Raw genomic sequence first — 11,922 nt, 5'->3', positions numbered from 1 at the left:
TAGCGACGACGATCTCGTCGGCACGCGGTGCGTCGGGAACACGAACCTCCATGCCGTCGAAATGGCTGCGCACCCGCGCCGCGTCCTTGTGGCCGAGCGGAATATCGAGCGGCACGCCGAGGCCGCCGCGCTTCTTCGATGAGGGAATGAGCGCGGCGCCCTTGCCGAGCACATCGCGGAACGGGGCGCCGAGCTTTGGATGAAGGATGGCGGCGGCATGTTCGAGCTCGCCATCGGCGCCGACGGCGGCCGCCTTGCCGAAGCTCTCGACCCGGTTGCCGGCAATGCCCAGAGCAGCGACGGCGCGCTTGGGCAAGATTTCGCCCAACGCTTCGCCGATGGCGCTGAGTGCCGACAGATCCTCGACGTAGGTACCCGCATAGGGGTTGCGGATGACCGCAATGGCTGCGGCACGCCGCGTCGGCGGATCGACGTGCCGCCCGCCTTCGATCCGGGTTTCCTCGACGATGGTGATGATACGGCGGATTTCCGGGCTCATCGCAGTCCGTCCTCACCCTTGATGTCGGCGGCGGCAAGGCCGCCGACCCGTGCATGAACGCGTGCGCCGGTGGTCATCGCCAGGATGACCGCCATTTCATCGCTGCGCGGCGCATCGGCAATGCCGATCTCGATTGCATCGAAATGGCTGCGCACATAGGAGGCGTTTATGTGCGTGATCGGGATGTCGATGCGCGTTCCGGGGCCGCCGACTTTCTTGGTCGAAGGCACGATCGCCTTGGCATTGCCGAGCAGTTCGCGCATCGCGTAGCCGCCCGGATTGTGCCAGAGCGCGCCATGTTCAAGCTCGCCGGCGGCGCCGACTATGGCACCCTTGCCATAACCTTCGATGGCCTGGCCGCCCTCACCAATGGCGTCGATCAGGCGCCGAGCCATATCGAGACCGAGCGGCTTCAGGTCTTCCATGAAGCCGGTGATCTCTTCGACATAGCGTCCGGCAAAAGGGTTGGCGATGACCGCGACGATCGCGCCTCGCTTGAGCGGGCGTGCCGCGTGGGGTCCGCCCTCATGGAATATCTCTTCCATCTGAACCAGAAATTTCCTGACCACCACAGCCGGCATTGTTCTCTTCCTTCATCCCGTCGTTCATAAAACTCGTTAGAGTATCAACAATTATGCCTATCGACATTTGTCAAGCACAGACGTCGGGCAAGCGGGCGAAGGGCCAAGAAAACTGCATCGGATGACGATTGACAGCCTGTTAAGCCGCTCCTAAACTCATATGACCATCAACGAACTCGCCGTTGTCCCGGCGATGTGTGGGGGATGGTCAAAGCGTGGCTTCAAAAGCTGAAAAAAGCTGAAGGGGAATGACATGAAAAGGGCGCTCAAGAGTTTATTCCTGGCCGGCACGATGCTTGCCATTTCGTTCGGACCGGCCGCCGCACAGGCCAAGGTTTCCGTGGCCGCCATCTCGGGATACTTTGCACAGGGTTTTGGCGTTTCGATCGTCAACGGCCTCAACAAGGCCAAGACCGATTTCGGCATCGATCTCAAGCTGGTCGACACCGGCAATCGCGCGCTCGACTACCAGCAGCAGTTCGAGAATCTTGCCAAGGGCAAACAGTACGACCTGATCTTCGTGATGGGCTGGGAGCTGGTGGACTCGCTGCAAAAGGTCAGCGCCGAATATCCTGACCAGCGCTTCGTGTTCATCGATGGCGTCCTCGACAACCCCAAGATGATCTACGCCAATTTCGCCGAGGAGCAGGGATCCTTCGTCGCCGGCGCGCTTGCCGGCATGATCGAAGCCAAGGGCACCGCCTTCGACAAGATCGGCGACGGCAAGGCCATCGGCTTTGTCGGCGGCCGCGATATCCCGGTGATCCGCAACTTCCTGGGCGGCTACGAGCAAGGCGCCAAATATGCCGCGCCCGACGTCAAGGTGAACTCCGTCTTCGCCGGAACCTTCGACGACCCGGCCAAGGGAAGCGAACTTGCCCAGGCGCTTTACGGCCAAGGCTCCGACATTGTCTACAACGTCGCCGGCCCGACGGGTGAAGGCGTGATGCAGGCAAGTGCCGCGGTCGACAAATATTCGATCGGCGTCGACATCGACATGTGCGGCTCGGCCCCCGGAAATGTGCTCGCCAGCATGCTGAAGCGCGGCGACATCGCCGTCTATACGCTGATCAAGGACGAGGTCGAGGGCCGCAAGATCACCGCCGGCACCCGCACTTTCGACCTCGCCTCGGGCGGTGTCGAAGTCAAGGTCTGCGATGACATCGCCGTCAAGATCCCGGCAGAGATGACCGCCAAGCTCGACGAGATCAAAAAGGGCATCGTCGACGGCAAGATCGTGATCGCCAAGGCGAAATAAGCCAACACCAGCGCCTCCCTCCCAAGAAAGCGCTAGACTGATCCGCCGCGGCTTGCCGCGGCGGATCAGTGTCCAATCTGCGAGAGCCATGTTGTCGAACACGCCGGGGTCGCCGACCCTCCACAGCAATGCCGCGATGGCCGTCGAGTTGACTGGCATCACCAAGCGTTTTGGCGCATTCGTCGCCAATGACGGCATCGACCTTGCGGTCCGCCGCGGCGAGATCCACGCCATCATCGGCGAGAACGGTGCCGGCAAGACGACGCTGATGAACATCCTGTTCGGCCTCTTGCAGCCGGACGAAGGCTCGATCCGGCTGAACGGTGAAGAGATCGTGATCGCCGACCCGTCCATGGCGATAAAGGCCGGCCTCGGCATGGTTCACCAGCATTTCAAGCTGGTTCCCTCGCTCTCGGTTGCCGACAACGTCTTTCTCGGCATGGAAATCCGTCGCCATGGACTGATCGACCACGCTGCGCAGGTGGCGCGAACGCGCGACCTGTCGAAGCGCTTCGGCCTGCAGGTCGATCCGACCGAGCGCGTCGGGCTGCTCTCGGTCGGCATAGAACAGCGCATCGAAATCCTGAAGGTCCTGGTGCGCGGCGCGCGCACCATCATCCTCGATGAACCGACCGCCGTGCTGACGCCGCAGGAGAGCCGTGAACTGTTCCAGACGCTGCGCAGCTTCGTGGCCGAGGGCATGACGGTGATCTTCATTTCGCACCACCTGGAAGAAGTGATGGAAGTGTCCGACACGGTGACGGTGCTGCGCAACGGCAGGAAGGTGGCGACCAGGCCGACGGCCGAGCTCAGCAAGGACGAGTTGGTGCACATGATGGTCGGCCGCGAAGTGAGCTTCGACCGCCGGCCGCGCGCTTCGCTGCACGGCGACGTGGTGCTCGAAGTGAAGGATCTGTGGGCGCGCGACGATCGCCTGCTGCCAGCCCTTCGCTTTGCCAGTTTCACGGTCCGCTCCGGCGAGGTGGTGGGGATCGCGGGTGTGGCCGGCAATGGACAGACGGAGCTGGCGGAAGTGCTTTCGGGCCTGCGGCCGGCAAGCCATGGCGGGGCCTGGCTGAAGGGCCAGAATCTCACCGATCTCTCGCCCGCCGCGATCCGCCAGGCAGGCCTCGCCCATGTTCCAGGCGACCGCATGGTACGCGGGGTCGATCGCAACGCTTCGATAGCGGCCAACACCCTGATGGGCCGCCAGCATCGCGCACCATGGAGTCGTGGCGGCATGCTCAACTGGAATGCCATAAATCAAAACGCCGAAACGCTGATCAAGAGCTTCGATATTCGCGCGCGCGGACCGGGCGATGCGGTCAAGCGGCTTTCGGGCGGAAACATCCAGAAGGTCGTTCTGGCACGCGAATTCACCAATGGCGCCGATTTCCTGCTGATCGACCAGCCGACGCGCGGCGTCGACATCGGCGCCCAGGAGGCCATTCATGACGAGATCATGCGACAGCGCGCCGCCGGCCGCGCGATCCTGCTGATTTCCGTGCAACTCGACGAACTGGCCGCCCTTGCCGACCGCATCCTGGTGATGTTCAACGGGCGGATCATGGGCGAGGTTTCTGGCGATGACGCCGACGAGGAGCGCATCGGCATGATGATGGCAGGCGTGGCCGCGCCGGAATTCCCCGCGGAGACCGCATCATGAAAGACCATTTGCGTGCCGTTTCCGGCCAGGTCATCGCCATCGGCGTGGCACTGCTGATGGGCGCGATCATCATCCTCATGGTCGGCGAAAGCCCGGTGCGTGTGTTCATGACACTGTTGCGCGGCGCCTTCGGCGATCAGGAGAAGATTGCCGGGACCTTGCTGCAGACGACGCCGATCCTGATCTGCGGTGTCGCGGCCTGCATCGGCTTGCGCGGCGGCATGTTCAACGTCGGCATCGAGGGCCAGCTGTTCCTCGGCGGCTTCGCCGCCGCCTGGGTCGGCTTTGCCATGCCCCTGCCCGCGGGCATCCACACACTGGCAGCACTGGCGCTGGCGGTCGTGGCGGGCGCGGCCTGGGTCGCCATCCCCGCCTATTTCCGCGCCCGCTACAACACCAACGAGGTCGTCTCGACGATCCTGTCGAACTACGTGGCGGTGCTGCTCACATCCTACTTCACCATCTTCCTGTTCAAGCGGCCGGGCGGCTGGTCGGAGACGCCGCCGATCCTGGCGACATCCTATCTGCCGGAGATCTTCGCCTTCTCGCGGTTGAACTGGGGCCTGGTCATTGGCCTGGTGCTGGCGGTCGGCGCGGCCCTTGTCTTCCGCTACACCAAATGGGGTTACGGCGTCACGATGGTCGGCTCGGCGCCGAAATTCGCCGAATATGGCGGCGTCAACGTGAAACGGCAGGGTTTCCTGGTCCTGCTGCTTTCAGGGGCCGTCGGCGGGCTGGCCGGCGGCGTCGAGACGCTCGGCGTCCATCACCGCTTCATGGAAGGATTTGCCCCCGGTTTCGGCTTCGACGGGCTGATCGCCGCCCTGCTCGCCAATGGCTCGCCGGTCGCCACCATCTTCACCGCACTGTTCTTCGGTGCCCTGCGCAACGGATCGCTGCTGCTCGAGGTCGACACCAGCGCGTCGCGCGAAATCATCACCGTGATCCAGGCGCTGATCATCCTCAGCGTGTCGGCCCAGGTGCTGGTGAGAAAGCGCGGCGACAGCCAGGCAGGGGAGCGGCGATGGAAATTCTAGACAAGCTCATCAACGTCGCGCTGATCGCTGCGACGCTTCGCACCACCGCGCCCATCCTTCTGGTCGCGCTTGGCGGCTCGTTCACCACCAAGGCCGGCATCTTCAACATCGGCCTCGAGGGGCAGATGCTGGTCGGCGCCTTCTTCGCCGTCCTCGGTCGATCTGGACCGGTTCCGCACTGGCGGGCGTCGCCTGCGGCGTTGCGGCGGCGCTCGTCTTCGCCCTGGTTTTTGCTGTCCTGGTGGTGAGCTTCAAGGCCAATGAAGTTGTCGTCGGGCTGGCGCTCAACATCCTGGCCGGCGGCATGACGATCTCGCTGATGAAAGCGATCTTCGGCACGCGCGGTTCGATCGTCGGTCACGGCATCGTCGGCCTGCCGAAAGTCCAGCTGCCCGGCGCCCGCGACCTTCTCGGCTCCTGGGCGCCGCTGATCTCCGGTTTCACGCCGCTCGTCTATGCCGCCTTCATCGCCGTGCCGCTGCTGGTCGTCTGCTACAACCGGACGCGGCTCGGCCTCTATATCCGCGTCGTCGGCGAAAAGCCGGAAGCCGCCGAGGCGCTTGGCATCTCGATCACCCGCGTCCGCTACATCGCATCCCTGCTGTGCGGATTGCTGGCGGGCCTCGCCGGCGCGCATCTGTCCCTCGGCTACATCACCATGTTCACCGAAAACATGTCGTCGGGCCGTGGTTTCATGGCGGTGGCGATCCTGATCTTTTCCAACGGCGATCCGCTGAAGGTGCTGGCCGGCTGCCTGCTGTTCGGCTTCGCCGATGCCTTTTCGTTGCGCCTGCAGACGTTTGGCTATCCGTCCTACCTGGTTCTCACCGTCCCCTATGTCGTCGCGCTGATCGCATTGTTCGCGCTGTCCTACCGGGCGCGCCCGAGGATCATCGCGGAGACGCTGGAATCGATGCGGAAACTGCTGTCGGTAGACAGGAACACCGAACCCGGCGGCAAAAATCCCCAGTGAAGGAAGCCTTTATGGAACGCATAATCCTCGACGTGGATTCAGCCGGCGACGATATTCTCGCCGTGCTGTTTGCAGCGGTCAATCCCAAACTCCGGCTCGAGGGTGTCACCACCGTGACCGGTGCGGCCGGCCCGATCGAACAGGTCACCAACGTCGTCCTCAACACGCTGACGCTCGCCGGGCGTAACGATATCCCGGTTCACGCCGGCGCGTGGCGGCCGATCGTCGGCAACGCCAAGGCCGACATGGAGGCGCCGGTGCATTTCGAAAAACGGCTTGTCGCCCGTTTCGGCGATCGCCTGAAGAAGTTCAACCCGCCGGCGCCGACGCCGGTGCGGCAGGCCACGTCGGGACATGCGGTCGATTTCATCATCGAGACGGTCATGGCCAATCCGGGCGAGATCACGCTGGTGACGACCGGCCCGCTGACCAACACGGCGATGGCGCTGTTGCAGGAGCCGGGACTGACCGGTGCACTCAAGCGGCTGATCGTGCTCGGCGGCAATTTCCAGACGCCGGGCAACATCACACCCCTGTCGGAGTACAACATCTGGGCCGATCCGGAGGCTTCGCGCATCGTGCTCAACGCCGATGTCGAGAAGATCCTCGTCCCCCTCGACATCTGCGAGGACAACCGCGTCGCCGACTCGATGCTGACGCGCGACGACATCGCCGACATGCAGGCCGTCGCCAGGGACAATCCCGTCCTTGAGATGATCGCCGACAGCTTCCCGATCTACATCGACATCTGGCGCGAATTCTTCGACCTCGTCGGGTTCCCGATGGATGACGTGATCACCGTGGCGCTGGCTTTCGATCCCGGCCTGGCGACGATGACCGAGCCGCTGTTCGCCGACGTCGTGCTCGACGGCAGGCTGGCGCGCGGCCAGACCGTCGCCTATCGCGGCCGGCAACTGCTGCCCGGCGGCGGGCCCAAGACCACCCGCATCTGCACCGGCCTGGACGGCCGGCGTTTCCTCGACGGCTTCAAGAAAACCATAGTGCGCTACGAGCGGGCGGCGTGAAAGACGACATGATGACCAAGCCAATTCCTATCCTGTTCGACTGCGACCCCGGCCACGACGACGCCATTGCGCTGGTCATGGCGCATCGCTCGCCGGCCATCGAACTCATCGGCGTCACCACGACCTGCGGCAATGCGGAAGTCGAGAAGACGACCGCCAATGCCTTGCGCATCCTGGAGTATATCGGCGCCGGCGACGTGCCTGTCGCGCAGGGCTGTCACCGCCCGCTGGCGCGCCCGCTGGTGCTCGGCACCGCCGATGGCCCGAGCGGGCTCGAGGGCTCGCCCTACCTGCCGCAGGCGACGATCAAGCCGGTTGACCGGCATGCCGTCGATTTCCTGGCCGACAGGCTGCGCGCCGCGCCCGAACCGATCCTGGTCGTCGCCACCGGCCCGCTCAGCAATATCGGCCTGATGATCCTCAAGCATCGCGACGTGCTGCCCAAGATCAAGGAGCTGATCTGGATGGGCGGCGTGTTCTACCGCAAGAGCGAGATCATCACGCCGACCGAATTCAACGCGTTCTGCGATCCCGAAGCGCTGAAGATCGTGCTGGACAGCGGCGTGCCGATCCTGATGGTCGGCCTCGACGTCACCATGCAGGTGCTGATCGAGGCGCCGCAATATGCCGAACTCGCCACCATCGACACGCCGCTCGGCCGGCTCGTCAACGACTGGCTGCTGTTCTACGAGAAGCTGCACCGCAACTCGATGGGCGTCGGCGGCGCCATGCACGATCCGCTGGCGCTGGCGCTGGCCATCGACCCGACATTGGTGCGCACGCGCCCTGCCCATATCGGAGTCGATCTGTCCGGCACCTACGCCTTCGGCGCGACCATCGCCGACTACTGGGGCGAGCGCGGTGAAAAGGACAATGCCCGCATCGCCCATGAGGTCGACGCGGACCGCTTCTTCAAGCTGATGTTCGATCTCCTGCGGGACTGAACATCCAACGGACTGAGGGTTAGCGGAACAGATATTTCGAGACTTCCGGGTTGCCGCGACGCCACATCACATTGTCCAGGAAGTAGTGGTGCACGTTGATGAATATCCACGCGATGAAGAGGAAAAGCGACGAGCCGAGCACCTGTTTGTCGTAGGGAACCAGGGCACTCAGCGCCATCGGCACGAGCCAGAAACCGAGAGCACCGAGAATTGTGCCAGCGATGATGAATATCAGCACCCGCAGCCTGTACATCGGCCCAAGAATGGACAGCACCCTGAATTCCGGATCCTTGACGGCATCCACGCGGTCGCGCTCGACGTTGGTCTGGTAACGCCAGACCACCGCCAAATACTGCAACGAATGGAGCGCCGGTACCACGAGCAGCCAAAGCGGGTTCAATCTCACGAACAGAATCCAGGCATAGAGGGTCGTGACGTAAGCGACGACACCGTTATACGGCAGAGCGCCGCCATGTTTGCGCCAGCGATTGACGAACATCACGGCGGTGGCCGCCGAGGAGGCAGCGGCGACCGCGAGCGCGATGTTGAGGAGCCAGGGCGGGACAGCGAATGTGTAGTAGTCCAGGCCCCAGAACTGCCTTTCGGTGATCACCGCGTTTGTCTGGAGCCAGGCGAACAGCCACACGGCATATCCGTTGAACAGCAGCGCTTTCTTGTCCTGATCGCTGAAGAATTTGCGCTTCAGCACCGCGTCCACCATCAGCATGCCATAGCCTTGCTTGACGTAGTGCCAGCCGACGAAAAAGCCCATCGCGTTGGTGGCATATCCCAGCAGGCGGGCGTTGCCGGTTACGGAGCCATAGGCGAAGAAAGCGACCATGATCATTGGGACGGCAATGCCCGCGATGATGTAGCGGATCTGGAGATTCCTGTCATATCCGTCGCCGCGCACCTTGCGCCCGAAATCGCGATAGAAAATCTGATACGAGTGGGCAAAATGTGGATGGTTTATCAGATTGGCGAGCAAGAGCATTACCGCCGCCACAACGCCCTCGTATCTAAGAGGCACAAAGAACAGGATCGGCAGGATCAGGAACGCGCTCCCGCCGAGCATGAAAAAATCGATGAACGGACCGAACAGATATTTCTGTGGAGGCGCCGCGACCGAGACCGGAGCATCCGCCGAAAGGTGAAGTGCCATGCTGCCTTCTCCCTGTGATTGTTTATCTAGCCATCAACCTGATAGGAATTTTTTCTTGACTCCCTGCACTCAGCTATGGTACATTTTTGTCCATGGTGCTGATTTGCGCCAGTGACCCGCCGCACAGGCGGGTTTTTCGTTTGTTCCGTCAGCCAACGCGCCGGCGAAGGCTTCGGGGAAGTGTCGATCGCAGCGCGTTCAGCCGCGCGAACTGTCGAGGTCAGTTGAGCTGATTGAGGATCCCAGAACTGCTCGCCAGGATCAAGCTCTTGTAGATCAGGAACGCCAGCGTACAGATCGCGGCCAGCGAGGTCGGCACGCCGAACGGCACCACCCCCTTGCGGTCCAGATGCTGGACGATGAGCCGAAAAGCGCCCGCCGGCAGCAGGAATGGGTTTTTCACGATCGCGGCAGTGGCCAAGGCGAAAACCAGGAGCAGCACCGAAAACACCGCGAGACCGCTGCCGCTGATCAGGAAGGGCACGACTGCTATCAGCTTGACATCGCCGGCGCCGATCTTGCGCAAGGCCCAGAAGGGCAAGAGCGCGACGAACAACAGAAGCCCCGCACTGGTGCTCAGTCCCATGTCCCACCACGACCCGGATTGGAGCGACAGCAACAGCAGGCCCCCGGCGCCCAGACAGAGCAGCAGCAGCACGTCGCGATTGGAAATTTTCTGGGTGGTGAAATCGAGCCAGGCAATCCTGGCCAGCAGAGGGATTGCGAGCACCTTCAGCAGCAGCGCTTCGGCAAGCAACATGCTAGCGCTCGACGTTCTGCACGCTTGACGACAAAAGCTTCAGATTGTTGGCGACGGTCGGGTCGTTGGGCGCCAGCTCGTAAGCCTTGAGGAAGTTCGAGCGGGCATCCTGTAACTTGCCGCGCAGCAGGTAGGAATAGCCGACATTGTTGTAATATTCGGGCGTCGCGCCGCCCAGCTTGAAGGCCCTGGCATAGGCGCGGTCGGACAGGTCGAAACGGTGGATCCGGTCGGTGCAGGCGGCCAGCCCCATCCAGGCGTTGCCGTCATTGGGTGCCAGTTGCGTCGCCTTGAAGAACAGCGCGCCGGCATTGCCGTAATTTTCGGCACGGAACTGGTTCTTGGCTTCGGCGACCGCCTGGTCCGAGGCATAGTATTCGACGTCGCTGACCGTTTTCAGCCCGTCGAAAGCATCGCCAAAAGACGTCACGTCGCCCTTCGACGGCTCGTTGGTGCGCACGACACCGTCGGTTGTGTCCGCCGTCTGGCAACCGGCAAGCACCGCCATGAGCAGACAGGCCGCGGCCGCGATAACCCTCTTCATACGTCCGTCCCCTGGGCCCCCGACTCACATTAGGGCCAAATGATATACTAAACTAGAAGAAAACGCCTCTCATGCGAATGATGACCGGCAACATGATCACCACCATCACGACTGGGAATATACAGAGACCCAACGGAATCATCATCTTGACCGGGAGTGAATTGGCGCGCTCCTCGGCACTCAGAATTCTCTGACTGCGCATTTCGGCGCTATAAACACGCAAGGCATCGGTGAGGCTGGTGCCGAGTTCTTCCGATTGCCGGAACAGCACCGCTAGTGCCCGCGCCTCCTCAAGGCCTATGCGATCGGCGAGTTCCCGTAACGCCTCCCGCAACGGCTTGCCGGCGCGCAGTTGCAAATTCATGATAGACAGTTGGATCCCCAGCCACTTGTGGGTGGCAGCCATTTCGTGACTCACACGTTCGACCGCCGCCTCAAGGCTCATGCCTGCATCGGCGCATGTGATCATCATGTCCATGAAGTCGGGAAAGGCACGGCGATAGATTCGTTTCTGACCATTCTCGAAGCGATCGAGCATGATGCTCGGAATCACCATGCAGGCCAGGCCGAACAAAGCAGAGCCGGCAAAAGTTATGAAACCAGGCAGCTGTGGTGGAAGGACCCGCGACAGCAGGGCATAGATGGCCAAAAACCCAATGCAGACTGCAACCAGACGGGACAGGGTGTAAACCAGCGGTGCACTTGATTTGTAAAAGCCGGCACGAAAGAGCTTCGCCTCCAAAGCATTCGGCTCATCGCGCTCCTTTTCGATCGACTTGAAGTAGGCGTCGACTGGCCGTTGTGCCGCAAGCTTGGCAAGCACGTCCTGTCCAAGCATTGACCGGCGGTCTGTAATTCCTTCGCCCATCAGGCTCTGCGCGACGAGCTTTCGTGTTTGCAGAGCCGGCAGGAAGACGAGCGCACCGAACAGGAAAAAAGATGCCGCCGCCGCAAACACGACGATAGATACCAAGAAACCCAGATCCTGAATATTCGAAAACAATTTTATTCGTCGCCCCTGTTAGAAATCAAAATTAACCATTCGATACATGATGAAATCCCCCAACAAAGCCCACACCCCGAATACGGTGAAGACTGGGAAAATGAGCTGATCGTGCCACACGCCTCCATAATAGGAGGGAGCAAGAAGTTGAAGGATCAAGAACATGACGAGCGGAAACAGTGATATAATCCAGGCCGACACGCGCCCTTCAGCGGAAAGCGCCCGAATTTTCATTCGAAGCTTTTGCCTTTCTCGCAGTACCGAGGATAGGTTGGACAAGATTTCGGTCAAATTACCGCCGGTCTTGGCCTGGATCGACAGGGATACCGACAGCAACTGAAGACCCTCGAAGCCGACACGCTGCGAAAGCTTTCGCACAGCCTGCTCGATGCTGAGACCGAAAGTGATCTCATCGGAGACGATGCCGAACTCGGTGCCGAGCGGATCCGGCATTTCGCGCGCGACCAGCC

General features: G+C 61.9%; 12 protein-coding genes and 1 pseudogene. 6 read left to right on the top strand and 7 right to left on the bottom strand.

Features of this window, described 5'->3' with window-relative positions:
- Together EN932_RS16925 and EN932_RS16920 are read right to left on the bottom strand one after the other, a co-directional pair.
- The coding region (locus EN932_RS16925; protein ID WP_164890512.1) for an amino acid synthesis family protein at positions 1–499 on the bottom strand (499 nt) is incomplete at its 3' end.
- Positions 496–1,080, bottom strand: a complete 585-nt coding sequence (locus tag EN932_RS16920) for an amino acid synthesis family protein (protein WP_127368017.1) — start codon at positions 1,078–1,080, stop codon at positions 496–498. The genes EN932_RS16920 and EN932_RS16925, both read right to left, overlap by 4 nt.
- Before the next feature lie 253 nt (positions 1,081–1,333).
- Here EN932_RS16920 and EN932_RS16915 point away from each other — a divergent pair, with 253 nt between their 5' ends.
- The 6 genes and pseudogenes from EN932_RS16915 to EN932_RS16890 all read left to right on the top strand — a co-directional run bounded on the left by EN932_RS16915 (position 1,334) and on the right by EN932_RS16890 (position 7,983).
- Positions 1,334–2,338 carry a BMP family ABC transporter substrate-binding protein gene (locus tag EN932_RS16915; RefSeq protein ID WP_063172800.1) on the top strand — a complete coding sequence of 335 codons (1,005 nt, stop codon included), beginning with the start codon at positions 1,334–1,336 and terminating at the stop codon, positions 2,336–2,338.
- An 88-nt stretch (positions 2,339–2,426) separates the two neighbouring features.
- The gene (locus EN932_RS16910) at positions 2,427–4,004 is read left to right on the top strand and encodes an ABC transporter ATP-binding protein (RefSeq protein ID WP_127368016.1); all 1,578 of its coding nucleotides are present in this window, start codon (positions 2,427–2,429) and stop codon (positions 4,002–4,004) included.
- A complete protein-coding gene (locus EN932_RS16905) occupies positions 4,001–5,041 on the top strand; it encodes an ABC transporter permease (RefSeq protein ID WP_127368015.1) in 1,041 nt (346 codons plus the stop codon). The genes EN932_RS16910 and EN932_RS16905 overlap by 4 nt, the downstream gene beginning before the upstream one ends.
- A pseudogene (locus EN932_RS16900) lies at positions 5,029–6,014 on the top strand (ABC transporter permease). The gene EN932_RS16905 and the pseudogene EN932_RS16900 overlap by 13 nt, the downstream one beginning before the upstream one ends.
- 11 nt (positions 6,015–6,025) lie before the next feature.
- Positions 6,026–7,039, top strand: a complete 1,014-nt coding sequence (locus EN932_RS16895; protein WP_128368924.1) for a nucleoside hydrolase — start codon at positions 6,026–6,028, stop codon at positions 7,037–7,039.
- Complete coding sequence (locus EN932_RS16890; RefSeq protein WP_164890510.1) at positions 7,036–7,983, top strand: nucleoside hydrolase; 948 nt, start codon at positions 7,036–7,038, stop codon at positions 7,981–7,983. Before EN932_RS16895 ends, EN932_RS16890 begins: the two co-directional genes overlap by 4 nt.
- 19 nt (positions 7,984–8,002) lie before the next feature.
- Here the strand turns inward: EN932_RS16890 and EN932_RS16885 are convergent, their stop codons facing one another.
- The 5 genes from EN932_RS16885 to EN932_RS16865 all read right to left on the bottom strand — a co-directional run.
- Positions 8,003–9,058 (bottom strand): hypothetical protein, encoded by a 1,056-nt coding sequence (locus tag EN932_RS16885; protein ID WP_245460876.1) that lies wholly within the window; start codon positions 9,056–9,058, stop codon positions 8,003–8,005.
- A 307-nt stretch (positions 9,059–9,365) separates the two neighbouring features.
- Positions 9,366–9,905 carry a prepilin peptidase gene (locus EN932_RS16880; RefSeq protein ID WP_063170098.1) on the bottom strand — a complete coding sequence of 180 codons (540 nt, stop codon included), beginning with the start codon at positions 9,903–9,905 and terminating at the stop codon, positions 9,366–9,368.
- Position 9,906: 1 nt separating this feature from the next.
- A complete protein-coding gene (locus EN932_RS16875) occupies positions 9,907–10,449 on the bottom strand; it encodes a tetratricopeptide repeat protein (RefSeq protein WP_127368012.1) in 543 nt (180 codons plus the stop codon).
- Between the two features lie 52 nt (positions 10,450–10,501).
- Positions 10,502–11,452, bottom strand: coding sequence for a type II secretion system F family protein (locus EN932_RS16870; RefSeq protein WP_063170096.1), 951 nt, complete (start codon positions 11,450–11,452; stop codon positions 10,502–10,504).
- Positions 11,453–11,470: 18 nt separating this feature from the next.
- Positions 11,471–11,922: type II secretion system F family protein (locus tag EN932_RS16865; RefSeq protein WP_206618940.1), on the bottom strand; the 452-nt coding region annotated here is incomplete at its 5' end.

It is taken from the genome of Mesorhizobium sp. M7A.F.Ca.US.002.01.1.1 (assembly GCF_004022955.1).
Taxonomy (GTDB): Bacteria; Pseudomonadota; Alphaproteobacteria; order Rhizobiales; family Rhizobiaceae; genus Mesorhizobium; species Mesorhizobium ciceri.
Note: the sequence above shows the minus strand (reverse complement) of the source record. Positions and strands in the feature narration are given on the sequence as shown.

Excerpts from the sequence above, each read along its gene's own strand:
- EN932_RS16880 (WP_063170098.1), bottom strand. The coding sequence starts at position 9,905 with ATGTTGCTTGCCGAAGCGCTGCTGCTGAAGGTGCTCGCAATCCCTCTG.
- EN932_RS16905 (WP_127368015.1), top strand. The coding sequence starts at position 4,001 with ATGAAAGACCATTTGCGTGCCGTTTCCGGCCAGGTCATCGCCATCGGC.
- EN932_RS16920 (WP_127368017.1), bottom strand. The coding sequence starts at position 1,080 with ATGCCGGCTGTGGTGGTCAGGAAATTTCTGGTTCAGATGGAAGAGATA.
- EN932_RS16895 (WP_128368924.1), top strand. The coding sequence starts at position 6,026 with ATGGAACGCATAATCCTCGACGTGGATTCAGCCGGCGACGATATTCTC.
- EN932_RS16875 (WP_127368012.1), bottom strand. The coding sequence starts at position 10,449 with ATGAAGAGGGTTATCGCGGCCGCGGCCTGTCTGCTCATGGCGGTGCTT.
- EN932_RS16910 (WP_127368016.1), top strand. The coding sequence starts at position 2,427 with ATGTTGTCGAACACGCCGGGGTCGCCGACCCTCCACAGCAATGCCGCG.
- EN932_RS16885 (WP_245460876.1), bottom strand. The coding sequence starts at position 9,058 with ATGCTCGGCGGGAGCGCGTTCCTGATCCTGCCGATCCTGTTCTTTGTG.
- EN932_RS16915 (WP_063172800.1), top strand. The coding sequence starts at position 1,334 with ATGAAAAGGGCGCTCAAGAGTTTATTCCTGGCCGGCACGATGCTTGCC.